Below are 21,625 nucleotides of genomic sequence, written 5' to 3'. Positions count from 1 at the left end.
TGTCAGTGGCGGGTCGTACGGTGGTTGCATGCGGCCCGTTTCCAAGATCGAACGTACGGTGGCGCCTTTCGAGGTCGTCAGTCCCTACCAGCCCAGCGGTGACCAGCCGGCGGCCATCGCCGACCTGGAGAAGCGCATCCGTGCAGGTGAGAAGGATGTCGTCCTCCTCGGCGCCACCGGCACCGGAAAGTCGGCGACGACTGCCTGGATGATCGAGAAGCTCCAGCGCCCCACGCTCGTCATGGCGCCGAACAAGACCCTAGCCGCCCAGCTGGCCAACGAGTTCCGCGAGCTGCTGCCCAACAACGCCGTCGAGTACTTCGTGTCGTACTACGACTACTACCAGCCCGAGGCGTACGTCCCGCAGTCGGACACCTACATCGAGAAGGACTCCTCGATCAACGAGGAGGTCGAGCGGCTGCGCCACTCCGCGACGAACTCGCTGCTGACCCGTCGCGACGTGATCGTGGTCGCCTCCGTCTCCTGCATCTACGGCCTCGGCACCCCGCAGGAGTACGTCGACCGGATGGTCCAGCTCAAGGTCGGCGACGAGATCGACCGCGACCAGCTGCTGCGCCGCTTCGTGGACATCCAGTACACGCGCAACGACGTGGCGTTCGCCCGCGGCACCTTCAGGGTGCGCGGCGACACCATCGAGATCTTCCCGGTGTACGAGGAACTGGCCGTCCGCATCGAGATGTTCGGCGACGAGATCGAGGCGCTCTCCACCCTCCACCCGATCACGGGCGAGATCATCAGTGAGGACCAGTCGCTCTACGTCTTCCCCGCCAGCCACTACGTGGCGGGCCCGGAGCGCATGGAGAAGGCCGTCAACGGCATCGAGAAGGAGCTGGAGCAGCGCCTCGCCGAGCTGGAGAAGCAGGGCAAGCTCCTGGAGGCCCAGCGGCTGCGCATGCGCACCACGTACGACATCGAGATGCTCCGCCAGATCGGCAGCTGCTCCGGCGTCGAGAACTACTCGATGCACTTCGACGGCCGCGAGCCCGGCACCGCGCCCAACACCCTGATCGACTACTTCCCCGAGGACTTCCTGCTCGTCCTGGACGAGTCGCATGTGACCGTGCCGCAGATCGGCGCGATGTACGAGGGTGACGCCTCCCGCAAGCGGACCCTGGTCGACCATGGCTTCCGGCTGCCGTCGGCGCTGGACAACCGGCCGCTGAAGTGGGAGGAGTTCCTCGGCCGCATCGGCCAGACCGTCTATCTGTCGGCCACTCCCGGCAAGTACGAACTGTCGCGCGGCGACGGCTTCGTGGAGCAGATCATCCGCCCCACCGGCCTGGTCGACCCCGAGGTCGTGGTCAAGCCCACCGAGGGCCAGATCGACGACCTGGTGCACGAGATCCGCAAGCGCACCGAGAAGGACGAGCGGGTCCTGGTCACCACCCTCACCAAGAAGATGGCCGAGGACCTCACCGACTACTTCCTCGAACTGGGCATCCAGGTGCGGTACTTGCACAGCGACGTCGACACCCTGCGCCGCATCGAGCTCCTTCGCGAACTGCGCGCCGGCGAGTACGACGTGCTCGTCGGCATCAACCTGCTGCGCGAGGGCCTCGACCTGCCCGAGGTCTCCCTGGTGTCGATCCTCGACGCCGACAAGGAGGGCTTCCTGCGCTCCGGCACCTCCCTGATCCAGACCATCGGCCGAGCGGCGCGCAACGTCTCCGGCCAGGTCCACATGTACGCCGACCGCATCACCCCGGCGATGGAGAAGGCCATCGAGGAGACCAACCGGCGCCGCGAGAAGCAGATCGCGTACAACAAGGAGAAGGGGATCGACCCGCAGCCGCTGCGGAAGAAGATCAACGACATCGTGGCGACGATCGCGCGCGAAGAGGTCGACACCGAGGAACTGCTTGGCTCCGGATACCGCAAGGGCAAGGAAGGCAAGGCGCCGGTGCCCTCGCTCGGCGGCAAGGCGGCGAAGACGGCCAAGGGCGGCAAGAAGGAGCTCACCGACCGGCCCGCGGCCGAACTGGCCGGAATCATCGAGGAGATGACCGACCGGATGCGGGCCGCGGCCGCGGATCTGCAGTTCGAGGTGGCGGCCCGACTGCGCGACGAGGTGGGCGAGTTGAAGAAGGAGCTCCGTCAGATGAAGGAGGCGGGGCTCGCCTGACCGGCCCGTCGGCGGGCGCCGGTGCCGGGCATACGCGGTGTGTTGCAACACCGCCACAAAAGGCCCCTGCGGGGCGGCGGGGGCCTTGCCGCTGCGTAGGGTCGGCCCGAACAACGTAGAAGAGCGCAAAGCGCATCAAGAACGACACATGGGGAGAGGGGACAGCGCGTGACGGTCAATCTGTCCAAGGGCCAGGCCATCAGTCTGGAGAAGCAGGGTGGCGGCACCCTGACCGCGGTGCGGATGGGGCTCGGCTGGCAGGCGGCACCGCGCCGGGGCCTGTTCGGCAAGCGGACGCGGGAGATCGACCTGGACGCGTCGGCGGTGCTCTTCGCCGACAAGCAGCCCGTCGACGTGGTCTTCTTCCGCCACCTGGTCAGCGACGACGGCTCGGTCCGGCACACCGGTGACAACCTCGTGGGCGGCACGGGCCAGGGCGGTGACGACGAGTCGATCCTGGTGGACCTCTCGCGCGTGCCGGTCCACATCGACCAGATCGTCTTCACGGTCAACTCGTTCACCGGCCAGACGTTCCAGGAGGTGCAGAACGCGTTCTGCCGTCTGGTCGACGAGACCAACGGCCAGGAGCTGGCCCGCTACACGCTGGACGGCGGCGGCCAGTACACCGCGCAGATCATGGCCAAGGTGCACCGTGCGGGCGGCGGCTGGCAGATGACCGCCATCGGCAACCCCGCCAACGGCCGCACCTTCCAGGACCTGATGCCGGCGATCCTGCCGCAGCTCTGACCGCACCGGATCACCGACACCGCAGCTCCCGGAGGCACGGCGCCACCGGGAGCTGCCTCGCAACCGCACACGCACCACCATCAACTCGACGAGGGGACAGAGGCGATGACGGCCGAGCTGGTACGGGGACAGAACCACCCCCTGCCCCAGACCCGACTGGAGATCCGGGTGTCGGTCGGCACCCCGGTCGTGGTCGGCGCCACGCTCGGCGACGAGCAGGGCAGGGTGCGCGGCGCGGATCGGGTCGCCCACCCCGGCTCGCCGGTCCTGCCCGGAGTCGAGGTCTCCGGACAGGCCGCCCCCGACCACCGCCTCGCCGTGGACCTGGAGGCCCTGGCCGAGGAGGTGCACCGGGTGCACGTGCTCCTCGCCCTGGCGCCCGGCGCCCCGGGACCCAGCCGCTTCGCGGCCGTCGCCGCGCCCTTCGTGGCCGTCACCGGCCCCGACGGCACCGAGATCGCCAGCTACACCGTCACCGGTCTCAGCACCGAGTCCGCCGTCGTCGCCCTGGAGCTCTACCGCCGCCGGGGCGGCTGGAAGATCCGTGCCGTCGGGCAGGGATACGCGGGCGGCCTCGCAGAACTGCTCGCCGACCAGGGACTGCCCGAGGCGCAGCAGCTGGCCGCCGCCGCCCAGGACGTGATCACCCTCGGCGCCTCCCGTTCGGTGGCGGCGGCCCCGCCCCGTACGAGCGAGGACGCCCGGGTCCGTACGTCCGCGCCCGGACCGGCCGGCGGGACCGGGTCGGCGGACGGCCAACAGCCCGTCACCGCACCCCAGTCCGCGGTCGGCGGTGCCATCGACTACGGCCATCCGCGCCGCCGGACCACCGCGCCCCCGCCGCCCCCGGCCGCACCGCCCGCCGCTCCCGGCGAGCCCGTAGAGCCCGTCGCGGGTGACGCGAGCGGCTGGTCCATGGACGAGCGGCTCTACAACCAGGTGTGGGGCATGTTCGAGGATCTGGCCCGCACCATCGCCGCCTATCGCAGCGCCGTCGACTTCGCAGACTCGCGGATGGAGCAGGAGCTGGACCTCGTCCTCGCCGACCCGCACGGCCGCAACGGCTCCGCCGGGGACCAGGCGCGCGAGCAGGCCCGCACCAAGCGCGAGCAGCTCGTGGACCGGGCCCGAGAGGTCCTCGACCGCGATCTCGCCCAGCTGGCCGCCGAGTCGGAGGTCGTCGAGCCCGCCCTGCCGCCCGCGTACGCCCGCTGGGACAACCCGGTGTGGCACGCCTACCGGGCCCCGATGGAGCTCCCCATGGCGCTGCGGATCGGCGATCTGCATCTGCCCGAGCAGCCGGAGCTGCGCATTCCGATGCTGGTCCGGCTGCCGCTGGAGCGGGGGTTGTGGATCGATTCCGGCCGCACCGACTCCGAGGCGGCGGCGTTCATGGACCCGGACCAGGTCAAGGGTCTGGCGATGGACACGGCGGTGGCGGTCGCGGCCCGGCTGCTCGCGGTCCATCCGGCCCATGAGTTCGCGGTCCACGTCATCGACCCGGCGGGCTCGGCGGCGGCCCGCCTCGCGCCGCTCACCCGCGCCGGGGTGCTCGCCGCACCGCCCGCGGCAGGTGCGGCCGGAGTGGCTGAGGTGCTCGCCCGACTCACCCAGCGGGTGGACCTCGTGCAGATGGCGGTCCGGGGCGGCGCGGGCGCCGACGCGCTGCCGCCCGGCATGGACACCGCCGAACAGCTGCTGATCGTCAACGACTTCCCGCACGGCTTCGACGACCGCGCGCTGAACCAGCTGCGCTACCTGGCCGACGAGGGGCCGTCGGTGGGCGTGCACCTCCTGATGGTCGCCGACCGCGAGGAGGCCAGTGAGTACGGGCCGGTCCTCCAGCCGCTGTGGCGCTCGCTGCTCCGGTTGACCCCGGTGCCCGACGACCACCTCGCCGACCCGTGGGTCGGCCACGCCTGGACGTACGAGCCCCCGCTGACGCCGCCCGGCAGCCGGATTCTGGAGCGGGTACTCGGCCAGGTCGGCGAGGCCCGCGACGCCTGGCCACGCTAGGTGGCCGCCCCCGATCCACCGGACGCCCGCCGGCTCTCCGGCCGATGCCGAGGCCCCGGCGGCCCGCCAAAAGGACCGGTGTGACCACCTCCGACCTGGCTACTTGGTCAGCCCTTACCAATCTCTTTACTGGTTCTTGGTGATTCGGATAGACTCCCTCCAGCGGAGGGGAGTACTCCCGGCTGCGGCGTTCCCGTCAATACGGACCCACGGGACGGGTCCCGGGACGCCGGCCCGCGGCGCGAGGGAAGGCGCCCGGGTGGAAGAGACCTCCGGCAGCGACGACGCTGATCAGTAGCCGTACGACGCCGGAGGCGCAGTGGACGTTTCAATGACCCTGTGGGTACTGACCATTCTCGGTCTGTGTGCCCTGATCGCGGCCGACTTCTTCATCGGGCGCAAACCCCATGACGTGTCGGTCAAGGAGGCCGGCGTCTGGACCGTGGTCTGGATCGTGCTGGCCGCGCTCTTCGGCCTCGGCCTGCTGTTCTTCGGCAACAGTCAGGCATCGGGCGAGTTCTTCGCGGGCTTCATCACCGAGAAGTCGCTCTCCGTCGACAACCTCTTCGTCTTCATCCTGATCATGGCGAAGTTCTCGGTGCCCTCCCAGCTCCAGCAACGGGTGCTGCTCTTCGGTGTGTTGATCGCTCTCGTACTGCGCGCGATCTTCATCGCGGCCGGCGCCGCGATCATCGCCAGCTTCTCCTGGGTCTTCTACATCTTCGGCGCGTTCCTGATCTACACCGCCTGGAAGCTCATCCAGGAGGCGCGATCCGGCGACGAGGAGGAGGAGTTCGAGGAGAACCGCCTGCTCAAGTCCGTCGAGAAGAAGTTCGGAGTCGCCGACAAGTACCGCGGCACCAAGCTGTTCGTGGAGAAGAACGGCAAGAGGATCCTGACGCCGCTGATGGTCGTCATGCTCGCCATCGGCACCACCGACGTGCTGTTCGCGATGGACTCGATCCCCGCGATCTTCGGCCTCACCCAGGACCCGTACATCGTCTTCACCGCCAACGCCTTCGCGTTGATGGGTCTGCGTCAGCTGTACTTCCTGATCGGCGGACTGCTCAAGAAGCTGGTGCACCTCAGCTACGGCCTCTCGGTCATCCTCGGCTTCATCGGCGTGAAACTGGTGCTGCACGCGCTGCACGAGAACGGGGTGAACGTTCCGGAGATCTCCATCCCGGTCTCGCTCGCCGTCATCTGCGGAGTGCTGGTCATCACCACCATCACCAGCCTCGTGGCCACCAAGAATCAGGCGGTGGCCGAGGCGCCCGAGAAGGACAGGATCGGCGCCTGACCTGCGCTTCCCCCGCAGGGCGAGGCGGCCCATTACGCCGGGGCCGCCTCCGGCTCCGCTCCGGGGCCCGGCTCCGCCACCGGCGCGGGCCGGGTCTCGGGAAGCAGCGCGAAACAGCCCAGGCTCAGCAGCCCGATCCCGGTCAGATAGGCGGCCACACCCCACGGCGGGCCCTCACCGCGGGACAGGGAAGTCGCCACGATCGGGGTGAGCGCGCCGCCCAGCACACCGCCCAGGTTGTAGCCGACCGCGGCTCCCGTGCAGCGCACCCTCGGCTCGTACAGCTCCGGCAGATACGCCGCGATCACCGCGAACATCGAGATGAACGCCAGCATCGCACCGAGGAATCCGGCGAAGATCAGAAGCGGCTCGGCGGTCGCGAGCAGCGCCACCATCGGGAACATCCACGCCACCGTCGCCGCGCACCCCACCAGGCAGAGCGATCGGCGCCCGTAGCGGTCGCCGAGCAGTGCCGCGAGAGGTGTCAGCGCGCCCATGACCGCCACGGCCGCCATGATGCAGACCAGCATCACCGTGCGGTCGACCCCTAGGCGTTCCGTCGCGTACGCCAGTGACCAGGTCGACACCGCGTAGAAGACGGCGTACCCCATCGCGAGGGCCCCCGCGGTCAGCAGCACCAACCGCCAGTGCTCGCGCGCCACTTCGAGCATCGGCAGCTTCGCCGGCTCGCCCATCTCGCGGAACTGCGGCGTCTCGGCCAGCGAGGTCCGCAGCAGCAGTCCGGCCAGCGCGAGCAGCCCGGCGCCCCAGAACGGCACCCGCCAACCCCAGTCGCGGAACTCGGCGTCGGTCAGCCCGGCGGACAGTGCGAGGATCACCCCGTTGGCCAGCAGGAAACCGGTGGGGGGCCCGATCTGTGGGAAGCTCGCCCACAGCGCGCGCCGGTGGGCGGGGGCGTGCTCGGCCGTGAGCAGCACCGCGCCGCCCCATTCGCCACCGAGCCCGAGCCCTTGAAGGAACCGCAGCACAAGCAGCAGTGAGGGCGCCGCGATACCGATCGTGGCGTACGAGGGTACGCAGCCGACCGCCACCGTCGCGAGCCCGGTCAGCGCCAGCGAGGCGAACATCACCGGGCGACGCCCGTAGCGGTCGCCGATGTGCCCGAAGACGACCGAGCCGAGGGGGCGGGCCAGGAAGCCGACCCCAAATGTGCCGAAGGCGGCCAGAGTTCCCGCGAGCGCGGAGAACGTCGGAAAGAAGAGCGGGCCGAGGACGAGGGCGGCCGCGGTCCCGTACACGAAGAAGTCGTAGAACTCGATGGCGGTCCCCGCGAGCGAGGCGGCCGCGAGGCGGACCATCGAAGGAGCGGCCGGGGCAGTGGTGGTGCGCATGTCACGCCAACTACCCCTGGTGATCATCCGTTACGGGGGCGCACGGAAGCTCACCGGACGGCGGGCGGGCGCACTTCCGCGCCGCCGATTGTCAGTGGCGGGTGCCACGATCGAGGCATGGACCTCTCCGTCGCTCCGATCGAGCCGGACCCGCCACCGGGCCCGGCCGAGGAACCCGCCGCCGGGCGGCTACCAGCCCCGGGCGCGCCACTCCGGCAGGTGCGGACGCTCGTCGCCGAGGGTGGTGTCGTTGCCGTGACCGGGATACACCCAGGTCTCGTCCGGCAGCGCGTCGAAGAGCTTGGCCTCGACATCGCGGATGAGGCTGGCGAAGGCCTCGGGGTCCTTCCAGGTGTTGCCCACACCGCCCGGGAACAGGCAGTCGCCGGTGAACACATGGGGGTGGCCGTGCGGGTCGTCGTAGACCAGGGCGATCGAGCCGGGTGTGTGGCCGACCAGGTGGCGCGCGGTGAGCTCGACGCGGCCGACCCTGATCGTGTCCCCGTCCTCGACGGGGACATCGGTCGGCACCGGGATGCCCTCGGCGTCGTACCGGCCGGCGTAGGTACGCGCGCCCGTCGCCGCGACGACCTCGGCGAGTGCCTGCCAGTGGTCGCCGTGGCGGTGCGTGGTGACGACGGACGCGATGCCGTCGTCACCGATCAGCGTGAGCAGCGTCCCGGGCTCGGCCGCCGCGTCGATGAGCAGCTGCTCGCCGGTGGCCCGGCAGCGCAGCAGATACGCGTTGTTGTTCATCGGCCCGACCGCGACCTTGGAGATCATCAGGTCCGACAGCTCATGCACATCGGCCGGGCCGCCGACCTTCACCGCTCCGCTGTACGTCATGGGCTCAGCCTATCGCCGGGGTCACAGCGGGGGCAGTGCGGGCAGCGCCCCGCCGGTCGTCTTCAGGGCGGCGCCGTCGCGCCGTCCAGCCAGCCAGCCGACGAGGTCCGCGGCGGGGCCCGTCACCTGGACGGGGCCGCCATCGGCGCCGCCCCCGGTGGTCCAGCTCCGCCCGGTGTCGTCGGTCAGCGCGATCGACGGGAGGTCCTGGTGCCCGGTGAACCGGTCCGCGAGGAAGTCGATCTCGCGGCGGACGAAGTCCTCCGGCAGATCCTCCAGTTCGTATCCGATCCCGAGGTCCACGTGGTGCAGCTCGACCTCCACGAGCCGCCTGAAGGGCACGCGGGCGGCCGCGTCGGTCACGCCGTTGCGCAGTTCGACCGTGCGCGACCAGTCGGCGGGCCGGTCGGCCTCCGCCTGGAAGGCGGCCGCGCTGTCGCGCACGTCCGCGAGCTGGACCGCCAGGGGGCGCGGTGCGTCGCGGTCGATGTCGGCGTCGCGGATCTCGGCGCTCGCATACATGGGCCGCCCGGCCAGCACGTTGACGAGCGCATCCGCGTTCCGTGCGATATGGGCCAGCACATGGCCGCGGCTCCAGCCGGGAAGCCGTGACGGCTCGGTGACGGAGGCGTTGTCCAGTCCGGCGGCTGCGGTGAGCAGCCGTTCGGTGGCTTCGCGTACAGAGTCCAGGTCGCGCGCGTGATCAATCATGGCGCCGACGATAGCCCCGCCACTCATTCGGGTGAAGGTGGTTGGACGAGTCCGTAAATCGAATGCGCGTGCTATACGCTCGGGTGTGGGATCGCTCATCGGCTTCCCGCCGAGCCGGCCTGTTCCCCGAAGACTTCACCGACAGCAATCCGGCGCCCCCCATACCCTGGGACGGGGGCTCCTGGAGCTCCCTCGCTTCTCTCTAGAAAGGTGCGGACCGGCGTGGCCGACCGTCTCATCGTCCGTGGCGCGCGCGAGCACAATCTCAAGAACGTCTCGCTCGACCTCCCGCGCGACTCCCTCATCGTCTTCACCGGGCTCTCGGGGTCGGGCAAGTCCTCCCTCGCGTTCGACACGATCTTCGCCGAGGGACAGCGTCGCTACGTCGAGTCGCTCTCGTCGTACGCCCGCCAGTTCCTCGGCCAGATGGACAAGCCCGACGTCGACTTCATCGAAGGTCTGTCGCCCGCGGTCTCCATCGACCAGAAGTCGACCTCGCGCAACCCGCGCTCGACGGTCGGCACCATCACCGAGGTCTACGACTACCTGAGGCTGCTCTTCGCGCGCATCGGCAAGCCGCACTGCCCCGAGTGCGGCCGGCCGATCTCCCGCCAGTCGCCGCAGGCCATCGTGGACAAGGTCCTCGAACTGCCCGAGGGCAGCCGCTTCCAGGTGCTCTCGCCGCTGGTCCGCGAGCGCAAGGGCGAGTTCGTGGACCTCTTCGCCGACCTCCAGACCAAGGGCTACAGCCGGGCCCGGGTCGACGGCGAGACCATCCAGCTCGCCGAGCCGCCCAAGCTGAAGAAGCAGGAGAAGCACACCATCGAGGTGGTCATCGACCGCCTCACGGTGAAGGACTCGGCCAAGCGCAGGCTCACCGACTCCGTGGAGACCGCGCTCGGTCTCGCCGGAGGCATGGTCGTCCTCGACTTCGTGGACCTCCCGGCCGACGACCCCGAGCGTGAGCGGATGTACTCCGAGCACCTCTACTGCCCGTACGACGACCTCTCCTTCGAAGAGCTGGAGCCGCGCTCCTTCTCCTTCAACTCGCCGTTCGGCGCCTGCCCCGACTGCACCGGCATCGGCACCCGCATGGAGGTCGACCCCGACCTGATCATTCCGGACGAGGACAAGTCCCTCGACGAGGGAGCGGTCTCGCCGTGGTCGCTCGGCCACACCAAGGACTACTTCGCCCGCCTGGTCGGCGCGCTCGCCGACGAGCTGGGCTTCCGCACCGACATCCCCTGGGCCGGCCTTCCGCAGCGCGCCAAGAAGGCGCTGCTCCACGGCCACAAGACCCAGATCGAGGTCCGCTACCGCAACCGGTACGGCCGCGAGCGCGCGTACACGACGTCCTTCGAGGGCGCGGTGCCGTTCGTCAAGCGGCGCCACTCCGAGGCGGAGAGCGACGGCGCCCGCGAGCGCTTCGAGGGCTATATGCGCCAGGTGCCCTGTCCCACCTGTGAGGGCACGCGCCTGAAGCCCCTGGTCCTCGCGGTCACCGTGATGGAGAGGTCCATCGCCGAGGTCGCCGCGATGTCGATCAGCGACTGCGCTGACTTCCTGGCCGAGCTGAGGCTCAACGCCCGCGACAAGAAGATCGCCGAGCGGGTCCTGAAGGAGGTCAACGAACGGCTGAAGTTCCTGGTCGACGTCGGCCTCGACTACCTCTCGCTCAACCGCGCGGCCGGCACGCTCTCCGGCGGCGAGGCCCAGCGCATCCGGCTCGCCACCCAGATCGGCTCCGGCCTGGTCGGCGTGCTGTACGTCCTGGACGAGCCCTCGATCGGCCTGCACCAGCGCGACAACCACCGCCTGATCGAGACCCTGGTACGCCTTCGCGACATGGGCAACACCCTGATCGTGGTCGAGCACGACGAGGACACCATCAAGGTGGCCGACTGGGTGGTCGACATCGGCCCCGGCGCCGGTGAGCACGGCGGAAAGGTCGTCCACAGCGGGCCGTTGAAGCAGCTCCTCGGCAACAAGGAGTCGATGACCGGGCAGTACCTGGCGGGCAAGAAGTCGATCCCGCTGCCCGACATCCGGCGCCCCATGGACCCGGCGCGCCGGCTCACCGTGCACGGCGCGAAGGAGAACAACCTCCGCGACATCGACGTCTCGTTCCCGCTCGGCGTCCTCACCGCCGTCACCGGAGTCTCCGGCTCCGGAAAGTCGACGCTGGTCAACGACATCCTCTACACGCATCTGGCACGGGAGTTGAACGGCGCGCGCAGCGTGCCCGGCCGGCACACCCGGGTCGCGGGCGACGACCTGGTCGACAAGGTGGTGCACGTCGACCAGTCGCCGATCGGCCGCACCCCGCGGTCCAACCCGGCGACGTACACCGGAGTCTTCGACCACGTCCGCAAGCTGTTCGCCGAGACGATGGAGGCCAAGGTCCGGGGCTATCTGCCCGGCCGCTTCTCCTTCAACGTCAAGGGCGGCCGCTGCGAGAACTGCTCGGGCGACGGCACCATCAAGATCGAGATGAACTTCCTGCCGGACGTGTACGTCCCCTGCGAGGTCTGCCACGGGGCGCGCTACAACCGGGAGACCCTGGAGGTCCACTACAAGGGCAAGTCCATCTCCGAGGTCCTGGACATGCCGATCGAGGAGGGCCTGGAGTTCTTCGAGGCCGTCCCGACCATCGCCCGGCACCTCAGGACGCTCAACGAGGTCGGCCTCGGTTACGTCCGGCTCGGCCAGTCCGCGCCCACGCTGTCGGGCGGTGAGGCCCAGCGCGTGAAGCTCGCCTCGGAGCTCCAGAAGCGCTCCACGGGCCGCACGGTGTACGTCCTGGACGAGCCGACCACCGGTCTCCACTTCGAGGACATCTCGAAGCTGATCAAGGTGCTCTCGGGGCTGGTCGACAAGGGCAACTCGGTGATCGTCATCGAGCACAACCTGGACGTCATCAAGACCGCGGACTGGGTGGTCGACATGGGCCCCGAGGGCGGCAACGGCGGCGGTCTGGTCGTCGCCGAGGGCACCCCCGAGCAGGTCGCCTCGGTCCCGGCCAGCCACACCGGCAAGTTCCTGCGGGACATCCTGGGGGCCGACCGGATCAGTGACGCGGCGCCGTCGCCGGCGCGCAAGACGGCGAAGAAGGCTCCGGCCAGGAAGGCGGTGGCTGCGGCCGCCGCGGCGAAGGCCGCGCCCGTGAAGAAGGCGGTTCCGGCCAAGAAGGCGGCACGGGCCAAGAAGGCCTGAGTCCGTTCCCCACCCCGCCCCTTCCCGAGACCCTCCGGGGGAGGGGGCGGGTGCGGCCCGGCGGGCACGGGGCTCCCGCCCCGGACCCCGCTCCTCGAACGCCGCCGGGGCTCAGTTGTGCCTCGGCTCTGCCAGCTCCGTCGCCAGTGGTGGCTGGGCTCCCTCTCTGGCGCAGGTCAGCGCCGCCGCCCTCGCCGCGTACCGCAGCACCTCGGGCCAGTTCGCCGAAGCGAGTGCGCCGGGTGTGGAAAGCCGGTGCAGCAGCGCCGCGTTGACCGTGTCGCCCGCTCCGATCGTGTCCACCACATCGACCCGCTCGCCGGGTACGGAGTGCTCCGCGCTCTCGGCGGTACGTACGGTCAGCCCCGCCGCGCCCCGCGTCAGGACCACCGCGCGCGGCCCCGCCGCAAGCCAGTGCTCGACCGTCCCGCCCAGCCAGGCGGCGTCCTCCTCGGAGAGCTTCAGGAGCGAGACGTACGGCAGCCAGCTCCTGAACCGCGCCCGGTAGGCCTCGGCGTCCGGGATCAGACCCGGTCGGATGTTCGGGTCGAGCAGGGTGAGGACACCGCGGGCGGACTCCCGGCGCAGCAGCGCCTCATACGCGCTCGCCCCGGGTTCGAGCACCAGCGAGCAGGTGCCGAACGCCAACGCGCTGACGGTGGGCGGCAGTTGAGGGGGCAGCTCGAAGAGCCGGTCGGCGGTGCCGTCCGCGTAGAAGCCGTAGCCCGCGGAGCCGTCCGCGCCGAGCGTCGCCACCGCGAGCGTCGTCGGCTCCGGGCCGCGCTGCACCAGGGACGTGTCGACCCCGGCCGCGCGCAGCCCGCCGAGCAGGGCCTCGCCGAAGCCGTCCGTGGACACCCGGGAGCAGAAGGCGGCCCGCGCGCCGAGCCGGCCGAGGGCGACCGCGGTGTTGTACGGGCCGCCGCCGGGCCGCGGGGCCAGCGGCCCCAGCGGATCCGCGGGCCGCTGCGGCACCAGGTCGATGAGGGACTCTCCGGCGACGACGATCACGGCCCAGAACGTAACCCATCGCGGGCGGTGCGGGCAGCCCCCGCGAAGGGGGCTCGATCTGCGCCGGTATCGTCGGTTCCGCAACCCCCGAGTCGGTTGCGCGCCGACCGGGTCGGCCGCGCGGACGGCCGACCGAGACCAGTGATCAGTGGAGAGCCCATGACCGGCCAGCCCGCCGCCCGCCGCACCGTGCTGAAAGGCGCCGCCCTCGCCGGAGTGGCGGGGCTCGGCGCGGCAGCCTGCTCCACCGAGTCCAAGCTGGGCCATGCCGAGACGCCGACCCCGACCGCGCCCGAGCCGCTGGGCTCGCCCGACGCGGTCCCGGTGGGCGGCGCCAAGCTCTACCGCGAGCAGCGGGTCATGGTGGCCTGCCCGGCGAAGGGCGAGTACAAGGCGTTCAGCGCCCAGTGCACGCACGCCGGCTGCCTCCTGGAGAAGATCGTGGACGGCCACGCGAACTGCCCGTGCCACGGCAGCCGCTTCAACGTGATGACCGGCCAGCCGGTGCAGGGCCCGGCCACCGTGCCGCTGCCCTCGGTGCCGGTGAAGCTGAAGAACGGCGAGCTCGTGGCGGGGCCGGACGCGTAACCGGGGCTCACTCCCACTCCCAGTCGATCCCCAGGATCCCCGGCCGCACCCCCTGTTCCACCAGGTGCACCGTCCGGTGCCGCCCGCTGAGGGTGAGGTCGCTGCGGCCGGAGTGGGCGGCGCCGGTCGAGGTCTGTGCGAAGCGGTGGCAGCGGGCCGGCAGGGCCGCCTCGTCGAACCGCACCTGAAGGACGTACTGGCCGCCCGCGAAGCTGAAGCCGCGCACGTACTCCCGGCTCGGCCCGCCGGTGCCGTCCTCGAAGCCGTAGCCGAAGAGATACGTTTCTCCGGCCCGCAGCCGGGTGTCGAAGAGCAGCTCGGCGACCAGCACCCCGGTCCCGGTGTCCCAGCGGACGCGGCCGGTGCGGCAGTTCTCGCCGGCCCGCACCTCCACCCGGGCCGGATCGCAGCCGGCGTCCCCGCGGTGGATGGCCAGATAGCGGTCGACGCCGCCGCGGTGGGCCCGTACGACGTGCTGCGAGTCACGCCCGCGCAGTTCCCGGGCGGCTCCGATGCGGACCCGTTCGTGGTGGCCGACGGTGTGCAGGCCGCCGTCCACCGGGGACTCCAGCTCGGCGATGAGGCGCTCCACCGCGCCCGACGCCTCGACGAGCGAGCGGTAGGAGCGGCCGGCGGGCCGATCCACCTCGGCCGCGGAGGCATCGTCAAGGAGGCGCAGCAGGGAGTGCGCGGGCAGGCCGAGCACCTCTTCGAGGCCGCGCACCGCGCGCAGCGACTCGGGGCGCTGCGGCCGCCGCGCCCCCTGTTGCCAGTAACTCAGGCTGGTCACCCCGACTTTGATGCCGCGCCCGGCGAGATGGTGCTGGACGCGCTGGAGCGGCAGGCCGCGTACGGCGAGGGCGGCGCGCAGCGCAAGGTGGAACGGGCCGGTGCGCAGCGCCTGCGTCAGATCGGCCTCGGTGTGGAGCATGAGGGGACTCCTCAGTGAACGTTCACGGTGGGGGGTGGGCGCGCGGTGGCGGCGGAGCCGCACAACCTGGTGGCGGGGAAGGAGTTGTTCACACTCCGGCCACCTCGTTCACACCCGCGTCCCACTCCGCATTGAAGCGCGTTGACCAGTTCCCGACAACGGCCGATGCTCAACCGCAAGCGTCCGGACGCGATCCTCCACCATCCCCACCCCGCCATGGGAGGAACGCGATGCGCAACCGAAAGAGACGGCTGTCCGCCCTCGCCCTCGTGGTGACGGCCCTGTTTGCCGCCCCCACGGCAACGGCCACCGCCGCCGCCCCGCACCACGACAAGGCAGTGCCCGCCGCAGCCGCCGCGGCGAGCTCCAGGCAGCTCGACATCACCATGCAGGCCCAGCAGAAGAACAATTGGTGCTGGGCCGCGAGCGGAAACACCATCGCCACCTGGTTCGGCCGCAACTACAGCCAGAACCAGTTCTGCAACGCCGCCTTCGGCCGGACCCAGGGCTACGACTGCCCCAACTGGCAGGCCGACCTGGGCAATGTGCAGAACGCCCTGGACTGGGCGGGCATCAACTCGGGCTCGTACGTGACCGGTTGGCTGCGCTACTCGACCGTGCAGACGGAGATCAACAACAACCGTCCGATCGAGACCCGGATCCAGTGGTCGAGCGGCGGCGGGCACATGAACGTCCTGTACGGCTACGACGACGCCAACAGCTGGGTGTACTGGGGCGATCCGTGGCCCTCCGACAACCGCTACAACTGGGGCTCGCACGACTGGTACGTCAACAACAACTCCTTCTCCTGGACCCACTCGCTGTACCGGATCGGGGCGTGACGACGATGAAGCCGACCCGCCTCGCCCCCGCGGCCGCCGTCGCCGCGGCGCTCGTCGCCCTCGCCGCGCCGTACGCCGCGGCCGACCAGGCGCCCGCCGCCTCCGCGCAGTCGAAGGCCGCGGCCCGCCAGGCCGCGACCGCTCCGGCCACGCTCGACACGCTGTCCCGCTTCTTCGCCCGGGACGGCAAGGTCGCGCTCAAGGCCGCCGCCCCGCACATCGAGGGCGACACGGTGCCCGTCTACACGCTCTCCCCGCAGTTCGTCGCCGGGAAGGCGGGCGCCCCCGTCGCACAGCTGGAATACCTGGCCTCCACCGCCGTCTCCTCGGACGGCCAGAAGGCCTCCCTGTGGACGGTTCAGCAGGGCTCCTCCTGGAAGGTGGTCAACATAGCCACCGGCGACGACGAGTCCCGCTACGCCGCTTCGGGCGCCGCCAAGCTCCCCGGCGGCACCGTGTTCCAGGAGCCGCAGATCAACGCCTGGTACGTCCAGAAGGGCACCAAGGTGCTGCCGCTGGACCAGGACGCGGTCAAGGCGATCGGGGCCAACGGCACCACGCTCGCCGCCTACCAGAAGCGCGTCTCCAAGGCGTACGGCGACAAGCTGCCCGGCTCGGCGTACGACAGCTCGGGCAAGGCCGGCGGCTACAACGAGACGGCCCAGGAGACCAGGGACCAGGCCGCCCAGGCCGCGGTCGTGGCGGCCCGCCACGACGGCTCCTCCGCGACGGTGGTCTCCACCGTGGCCGGTGCGGGCGCGCTCGTGGCGCTCGGCCTCACCGGCACGGCGGCGCTGCGCAGGCGCCGCCGGACCGGGCAGGCATAGCACACGCTCCGGTGCGGGGGCCCGACGGCGTGCCCCCGCACCGGAGCGTTCACCGCCCGCCCCCAGGGGAGAGGCCGCGTTGTCAGCCCCCGCCAGTAGGGTGGTGGCCATGGCAGACCCCTCCAGCTACCGCCCCAAGCCGGGACAGATCCCCGACTCGCCGGGGGTCTACAAATTCCGCGACGAGCACCGCCGGGTGATCTACGTCGGGAAGGCGAAGTCCCTGCGCCAGCGGCTCGCCAACTACTTCCAGCCGTTGACGAGCCTGCACCCCCGCACGGCCACGATGGTCACCACGGCGGCCTCCGTGGAGTGGACGGTCGTCGCCACCGAGGTCGAGGCGCTCCAGCTCGAATACTCCTGGATCAAGGAGTTCGACCCCCGCTTCAACGTCAAGTACCGCGACGACAAGAGCTATCCGTACCTCGCGGTGACGATGAACGAGGAGTTTCCGCGCGTCCAGGTCATGCGCGGCGCCAAGAAGAAGGGCGTGCGCTACTTCGGTCCGTACGGGCACGCCTGGGCGATCCGCGAGACCGTCGACCTGATGCTCCGCGTCTTTCCGGTACGCACCTGCTCGGCGGGCGTGTTCAAGCGCTCGGCCCAGATCGGCCGCCCCTGTCTGCTCGGCTACATCGGCAAGTGCGCCGCCCCCTGCGTCGGCCGCGTCACCCCCGAGGAACACCGCGAACTGGCCGAGGACTTCTGCGACTTCATGGCCGGCCGCACCGGCGCGTACCTGCGGCGCATCGAGCAGGAGATGACGGCCGCGGCCGAGGAGATGGAGTACGAGCGGGCTGCGCGGCTGCGCGACGACATAGAGGCGCTCAAGAAGGCACTTGAGAAGAACGCGATCGTCTTCAACGACGCCACCGACGCCGACCTGATCGCGCTCGCCGAGGACGAACTGGAAGCCGCCGTCCAGATCTTCCACGTCCGCGGCGGCCGGGTGCGCGGCCAGCGCGGCTGGGTCACCGACAAGGTGGAGGCCGTCGACACCGCGGGCCTGGTCGAGCACGCGCTCCAGCAGTTGTACGGGGAGGAGACCGGCGAGTCCGTACCGAAGGAGGTCCTGGTCCCGGCGCTGCCCGAGGACGCGGAGGCGGTCAGCGGCTGGCTCGCCAGCCGGCGCGGCTCCAACGTCTCGCTGCGCATCCCGCAGCGCGGCGACAAGAAGGACCTGATGGCGACCGTCGCCCGCAACGCCCAGCAGGCCCTGACCCTGCACAAGACGAAGCGCGCGTCGGACCTCACCACGCGCTCGCGGGCCCTTGAGGAGATCGCCGCCGCGCTGGAGCTGGACAGCGCGCCGCTGCGCATCGAGTGCTTCGACATCTCGCACCTCCAGGGCGACGACGTGGTGGCGTCGATGGTGGTCTTCGAGGACGGCCTGGCGCGCAAGAGCGAGTACCGGCGCTTCCAGATCAAGGGCTTCGAGGGCCAGGACGACGTCCGGTCCATGCACGAGGTGATCAGCCGCCGCTTCAAGCGCTATCTGGCCGAGAAGGTGCGCACGGGGGAGTGGGGCGAGGAAGAGGGCGAGGACATCGGCCAGGAGAACGGCCAGGAGAACGGCCAGGTGTCCGGTGAGGTGTCCGCCCTCCAGGAGGAGGACGGCCGTCCCAAGCGCTTCGCCTACCCGCCGCAGCTCCTGGTCGTCGACGGCGGGCAGCCGCAGGTGGCCGCCGCCAAGCGGGCCCTCGACGAGCTGGGGATCGACGACATCGCGGTGTGCGGGCTCGCCAAGCGGCTCGAAGAGGTCTGGGTGCCCCAGGAGGACGACCCCGTGGTGCTGCCGCGCTCCAGCGAGGGCCTGTACCTCCTGCAGCGGGTGCGTGACGAGGCCCACCGGTTCGCCATCACCTATCAGCGGGCCAAGCGGGCCAAGCGCTTCAAGGCGGGGCCGCTGGATGCGGTGCCCGGCCTCGGCGACTCCCGCAAACAGGCCCTGATCAAGCATTTCGGCTCGGTGAAGAAGCTCCGGTCGGCGACAATCGACCAGATCTGCGAGGTCCCCGGCATAGGCCGCAAGACGGCCGAGACCGTTGCCGCGGCCCTCGCCGAAGCGGCCCCGGCCGCGCCCGCCGTGAACACGGCGACAGGAGAGATCATTGAAGAGGACGACGGGGGCAGCACGACATGACCGAGCACCACGCAGAAGACCGAGAAGCGGGAGTAGACGTGAGTACGGGCACGACGATCGAGGCCGGCGGGGCCGATGCGGCCATCCCCGAGCTGGTGATCATCTCCGGTATGTCCGGCGCCGGGCGCAGTACCGCCGCCAAGTGCCTGGAGGACCTCGGCTGGTTCGTGGTCGACAACCTGCCGCCCGCGCTGATCCCCACCATGGTGGAGCTCGGCGCCCGGTCCCAGGGCAATGTGGCCCGCATCGCGGTCGTCGTGGACGTGCGCGGCCGGAGGTTCTTCGACAACCTCCGCGAGTCGCTCGCCGACCTCGACGCGAAGGAGGTCACCCGGCGGATCGTCTTCCTGGAGTCCTCCGACGACGCGCTGGTGCGCCGCTTCGAGTCGGTGCGCCGCCCGCACCCGCTCCAGGGCGACGGCCGGATCGTCGACGGCATCGCCGCCGAGCGCGACCTGCTGCGCGAGCTGCGCGGCGACGCCGACCTGGTGATCGACACCTCCAGCCTCAACGTCCACGAGCTGCGCGCCAAGATGGACGCCCAGTTCGCAGGCGACGAGGAGCCGGAGCTGCGGGCCACCGTGATGTCGTTCGGCTACAAGTACGGCCTGCCGGTCGACGCCGACCTGGTGGTCGACTGCCGCTTCCTGCCCAACCCGCACTGGGTGCCGGAGCTGCGTCCGTTCACCGGTCTGAACGAGGAGGTGTCGGGCTACGTCTTCAATCAGCCGGGCGCCAAGGAGTTCCTCGACCAGTACAGCGAGCTGCTCCAGCTGATCGCGACGGGCTACCGCCGCGAGGGCAAGCGGTATGTGACGATCGCCGTCGGCTGCACCGGCGGCAAGCACCGCTCGGTCGCCATGTCCGAGAAGCTCGCCGCCCGCCTCGCCTCCGAGGGGATCGAGACCGTCGTCGTACACCGGGACATGGGGCGCGAGTGAAGGTGTACCGCAGGCGTACCGTCGGCCCGGTGCTGCGCACCGGCCGCAAGCGGGGCGCCCAGCCCAAGGTCGTCGCACTCGGCGGCGGCATGGGCCTGTCGGCCTCGCTCGCCGCACTGCGCCGGATCACCGGCGACCTGACCGCCGTCGTCACCGTGGCCGACGACGGCGGCTCCAGCGGTCGGCTCCGCGACGAGCTCGGCGTGCTGCCCCCCGGCGACCTGCGCAAGGCCCTGGCGGCCCTGTGCGGCGACGACGACTGGGGCCAGACCTGGTCCCGGGTCATCCAGCACCGCTTCCAGTCCAAGGGCGAGCTGCACGAGCACGCGGTGGGCAATCTGCTGATCGTGGCCCTGTGGGAGCAGCTCGGCGACCATGTCCAGGCCCTGGACCTGGTGGGCAAGCTGCTCGGCGCCCAGGGCCGGGTGCTGCCGATGTCGGCCGTCCCGCTGGAGCTGGAGGCCCTTGTACGGGGCCACGATCCCGGCCGCCCCGACGACGTGGACACCGTGCGCGGCCAGGCCACCGTGGCGCTCACGCCCGGCGAGGTGCTCTCCGTGCAGCTGGTGCCGCACGACCCGCCGGCCGTGCCCGAAGCGGTCGCCGCGGTCCTCGACGCGGACTGGGTGGTGCTCGGTCCCGGCTCCTGGTTCTCCTCGGTGATCCCGCATCTGATGGTGCCCGAACTGCTCGACGCGCTCACCGAGACCAAGGCCCGCAAGGTCCTCTCGCTGAACCTCGCGCCACAACCGGGCGAAACCGATGGCTTCTCTCCGCAGCGTCATTTGGAGGTTTTGGGACGACACGCCCCTAAACTCGCCTTCGACGTGGTGCTGGCCGATGCGGCCGCCGTGCCCGACCGGGGGAGCCTGACCGATGCCGCCAAAAGGCTCGGAGCCGAGGTCGAGCTGGCGCCGGTGGCCAGGCCCGATGGTTCTCCGAAGCACGATCCGGAGCTGTTGGCCGCCGCGTACGACCGTATTTTTCGGATGCATGGAAGGATCGGCCCATGGCGATGACGCCGGCGGTGAAGGACGAAATTTCCCGGCTGCCCGTCACCCGGACCTGCTGCAGGAAGGCGGAGGTCTCGGCGATTCTTCGGTTCGCGGGCGGGCTGCACCTGGTGAGCGGCCGCATTGTGATCGAGGCGGAGCTGGACACCGCGATGGCGGCACGCCGGCTGAAGCGGGACATTCTGGAGATCTTCGGGCACAGCTCCGAGCTGGTCGTGATGGCTCCGGGGGGTCTGCGCAGGGGCTCGCGCTTCGTCGTACGGGTCGTGGCGGGCGGCGATCAGCTGGCTCGCCAGACCGGGCTCGTCGACGGCCGCGGCCGCCCCATCCGCGGCCTGCCGCCCCAGGTGGTCTCGGGGGCCACCTGTGACGCCGAGGCCGCCTGGCGCGGCGCGTTCCTGGCGCACGGCTCGCTGACCGAGCCGGGCCGCTCCTCGTCCCTTGAGGTGACCTGTCCGGGCCCGGAGGCGGCCCTCGCGCTGGTCGGCGCCGCACGGCGCCTCCAGATCGCGGCGAAGGCCCGCGAGGTCCGCGGTGTGGACCGGGTGGTCGTCCGGGACGGCGACGCGATCGGCGCGCTGCTCACCCGCCTCGGCGCGCACGAGTCGGTGCTCGCCTGGGAGGAGCGGCGGATGCGCCGCGAGGTCCGGGCCACCGCGAACCGCCTGGCCAACTTCGACGACGCCAACCTGCGCCGCTCGGCGCGGGCCGCGGTCGCCGCCGGGGCCCGCGTCCAGCGCGCCCTGGAGATCCTCGGCGAGGAGGTCCCGGAGCACCTCGCCGCGGCGGGCCGGCTGCGGATGGAGCACAAGCAGGCCTCCCTTGAGGAGCTGGGCGCGCTCGCGGACCCGCCGCTGACCAAGGACGCGGTCGCGGGCCGGATCCGCCGCCTGCTGGCGATGGCCGACAAGCGGGCGCAGGATCTGGGGATCCCCGGGACCGAGTCCAACCTCACGGAGGAGATGGCGGACGGCATGGTCGGCTGATCCGGTTCCGTGCTC

Annotated in this window: 17 protein-coding genes; 12 read left to right on the top strand and 5 right to left on the bottom strand. The window is 70.8% G+C overall.

Translation table 11 applies throughout. From position 1 onward, the window contains the following. Positions 1–28 precede the first annotated feature (28 nt). The 4 genes from uvrB (at position 29) to ACIQ8J_RS00795 (ending at position 6,206) form a co-directional block, all read left to right on the top strand. Positions 29–2,143 carry an excinuclease ABC subunit UvrB gene (gene uvrB, locus ACIQ8J_RS00810; protein WP_403263462.1) on the top strand — a complete coding sequence of 705 codons (2,115 nt, stop codon included), beginning with the start codon at positions 29–31 and terminating at the stop codon, positions 2,141–2,143. Positions 2,144–2,311: 168 nt separating this feature from the next. Next, positions 2,312–2,890, top strand: a complete 579-nt coding sequence (locus ACIQ8J_RS00805) for a TerD family protein (protein WP_403263461.1) — start codon at positions 2,312–2,314, stop codon at positions 2,888–2,890. Positions 2,891–2,995: 105 nt separating this feature from the next. Continuing rightward, positions 2,996–4,906: a TerD family protein gene (locus tag ACIQ8J_RS00800; RefSeq protein WP_403263460.1), complete on the top strand. Its 1,911-nt coding sequence runs from the start codon at positions 2,996–2,998 to the stop codon at positions 4,904–4,906. A gap of 319 nt (positions 4,907–5,225) precedes the next feature. Continuing rightward, positions 5,226–6,206, top strand: a complete 981-nt coding sequence (locus tag ACIQ8J_RS00795; protein WP_403263459.1) for a TerC/Alx family metal homeostasis membrane protein — start codon at positions 5,226–5,228, stop codon at positions 6,204–6,206. Between the two features lie 32 nt (positions 6,207–6,238). On the opposite strand, the gene ACIQ8J_RS00790 is transcribed toward ACIQ8J_RS00795, so the two are convergent. From ACIQ8J_RS00790 to ACIQ8J_RS00780, 3 genes are all read right to left on the bottom strand, one after another. Beyond that, a complete protein-coding gene (locus ACIQ8J_RS00790; protein WP_403265134.1) occupies positions 6,239–7,525 on the bottom strand; it encodes an MFS transporter in 1,287 nt (428 codons plus the stop codon). A gap of 222 nt (positions 7,526–7,747) precedes the next feature. Then, positions 7,748–8,404, bottom strand: a complete 657-nt coding sequence (locus ACIQ8J_RS00785) for an MBL fold metallo-hydrolase (RefSeq protein ID WP_403263458.1) — start codon at positions 8,402–8,404, stop codon at positions 7,748–7,750. 21 nt (positions 8,405–8,425) lie between these two features. Then, positions 8,426–9,115: a maleylpyruvate isomerase family mycothiol-dependent enzyme gene (locus ACIQ8J_RS00780; protein WP_403263457.1), complete on the bottom strand. Its 690-nt coding sequence runs from the start codon at positions 9,113–9,115 to the stop codon at positions 8,426–8,428. A 222-nt stretch (positions 9,116–9,337) separates the two neighbouring features. Here ACIQ8J_RS00780 and uvrA point away from each other — a divergent pair, with 222 nt between their 5' ends. Beyond that, entirely contained in the window at positions 9,338–12,328 is a 2,991-nt protein-coding gene (uvrA, locus tag ACIQ8J_RS00775; RefSeq protein WP_403263456.1) for an excinuclease ABC subunit UvrA, read from the top strand. A 111-nt stretch (positions 12,329–12,439) separates the two neighbouring features. Here the strand turns inward: uvrA and ACIQ8J_RS00770 are convergent, their stop codons facing one another. Further along, entirely contained in the window at positions 12,440–13,339 is a 900-nt protein-coding gene (locus ACIQ8J_RS00770) for a carbohydrate kinase (RefSeq protein ID WP_403263455.1), read from the bottom strand. Positions 13,340–13,498: 159 nt separating this feature from the next. Between ACIQ8J_RS00770 and ACIQ8J_RS00765 the strand changes: the two genes are divergently transcribed. After that, positions 13,499–13,927: a Rieske (2Fe-2S) protein gene (locus tag ACIQ8J_RS00765; protein WP_403263454.1), complete on the top strand. Its 429-nt coding sequence runs from the start codon at positions 13,499–13,501 to the stop codon at positions 13,925–13,927. 7 nt (positions 13,928–13,934) lie between these two features. Here the strand turns inward: ACIQ8J_RS00765 and ACIQ8J_RS00760 are convergent, their stop codons facing one another. Then, a complete protein-coding gene (locus ACIQ8J_RS00760) occupies positions 13,935–14,858 on the bottom strand; it encodes a hypothetical protein (protein WP_403263453.1) in 924 nt (307 codons plus the stop codon). Positions 14,859–15,088: 230 nt separating this feature from the next. Here ACIQ8J_RS00760 and ACIQ8J_RS00755 point away from each other — a divergent pair, with 230 nt between their 5' ends. The 6 genes from ACIQ8J_RS00755 to whiA all read left to right on the top strand — a co-directional run bounded on the left by ACIQ8J_RS00755 (position 15,089) and on the right by whiA (position 21,610). Next, on the top strand, positions 15,089–15,700 hold the full coding sequence (locus tag ACIQ8J_RS00755; protein ID WP_403263452.1) for a papain-like cysteine protease family protein: 612 nt from the start codon (positions 15,089–15,091) through the stop codon (positions 15,698–15,700). Positions 15,701–15,705: 5 nt separating this feature from the next. Next, complete coding sequence (locus tag ACIQ8J_RS00750; protein WP_403265131.1) at positions 15,706–16,527, top strand: hypothetical protein; 822 nt, start codon at positions 15,706–15,708, stop codon at positions 16,525–16,527. A gap of 109 nt (positions 16,528–16,636) precedes the next feature. Continuing rightward, a complete protein-coding gene (gene uvrC / locus ACIQ8J_RS00745) occupies positions 16,637–18,670 on the top strand; it encodes an excinuclease ABC subunit UvrC (protein WP_403263451.1) in 2,034 nt (677 codons plus the stop codon). Next, complete coding sequence (gene rapZ, locus ACIQ8J_RS00740) at positions 18,667–19,611, top strand: RNase adapter RapZ (RefSeq protein ID WP_403263450.1); 945 nt, start codon at positions 18,667–18,669, stop codon at positions 19,609–19,611. Before uvrC ends, rapZ begins: the two co-directional genes overlap by 4 nt. Further along, on the top strand, positions 19,608–20,630 hold the full coding sequence (gene yvcK, locus ACIQ8J_RS00735; protein WP_399049571.1) for a uridine diphosphate-N-acetylglucosamine-binding protein YvcK: 1,023 nt from the start codon (positions 19,608–19,610) through the stop codon (positions 20,628–20,630). The genes rapZ and yvcK overlap by 4 nt, the downstream gene beginning before the upstream one ends. Further along, on the top strand, positions 20,621–21,610 hold the full coding sequence (gene whiA, locus ACIQ8J_RS00730; RefSeq protein ID WP_403263449.1) for a DNA-binding protein WhiA: 990 nt from the start codon (positions 20,621–20,623) through the stop codon (positions 21,608–21,610). Before yvcK ends, whiA begins: the two co-directional genes overlap by 10 nt. Positions 21,611–21,625 lie beyond the last annotated feature (15 nt).

The organism is Streptomyces sp. NPDC094147 (assembly GCF_044764265.1).
GTDB lineage: Bacteria > Actinomycetota > Actinomycetes > Streptomycetales > Streptomycetaceae > Streptomyces.
This window is presented reverse-complemented; position numbering and strand designations above follow the sequence as displayed.

What these genes read in the sequence shown, in the direction of transcription:
- uvrC (WP_403263451.1), top strand. Translation starts at nt 16,637, where the DNA reads ATGGCAGACCCCTCCAGCTACCGCCCCAAGCCGGGACAGATCCCCGAC.
- ACIQ8J_RS00790 (WP_403265134.1), bottom strand. Translation starts at nt 7,525, where the DNA reads ATGGTCCGCCTCGCGGCCGCCTCGCTCGCGGGGACCGCCATCGAGTTC.
- ACIQ8J_RS00780 (WP_403263457.1), bottom strand. Translation starts at nt 9,115, where the DNA reads ATGATTGATCACGCGCGCGACCTGGACTCTGTACGCGAAGCCACCGAA.
- ACIQ8J_RS00785 (WP_403263458.1), bottom strand. Translation starts at nt 8,404, where the DNA reads ATGACGTACAGCGGAGCGGTGAAGGTCGGCGGCCCGGCCGATGTGCAT.
- ACIQ8J_RS00750 (WP_403265131.1), top strand. Translation starts at nt 15,706, where the DNA reads ATGAAGCCGACCCGCCTCGCCCCCGCGGCCGCCGTCGCCGCGGCGCTC.
- ACIQ8J_RS00760 (WP_403263453.1), bottom strand. Translation starts at nt 14,858, where the DNA reads ATGCTCCACACCGAGGCCGATCTGACGCAGGCGCTGCGCACCGGCCCG.
- ACIQ8J_RS00765 (WP_403263454.1), top strand. Translation starts at nt 13,499, where the DNA reads ATGACCGGCCAGCCCGCCGCCCGCCGCACCGTGCTGAAAGGCGCCGCC.
- whiA (WP_403263449.1), top strand. Translation starts at nt 20,621, where the DNA reads ATGGCGATGACGCCGGCGGTGAAGGACGAAATTTCCCGGCTGCCCGTC.
- ACIQ8J_RS00755 (WP_403263452.1), top strand. Translation starts at nt 15,089, where the DNA reads ATGCGCAACCGAAAGAGACGGCTGTCCGCCCTCGCCCTCGTGGTGACG.
- ACIQ8J_RS00800 (WP_403263460.1), top strand. Translation starts at nt 2,996, where the DNA reads ATGACGGCCGAGCTGGTACGGGGACAGAACCACCCCCTGCCCCAGACC.
- uvrB (WP_403263462.1), top strand. Translation starts at nt 29, where the DNA reads ATGCGGCCCGTTTCCAAGATCGAACGTACGGTGGCGCCTTTCGAGGTC.
- rapZ (WP_403263450.1), top strand. Translation starts at nt 18,667, where the DNA reads ATGACCGAGCACCACGCAGAAGACCGAGAAGCGGGAGTAGACGTGAGT.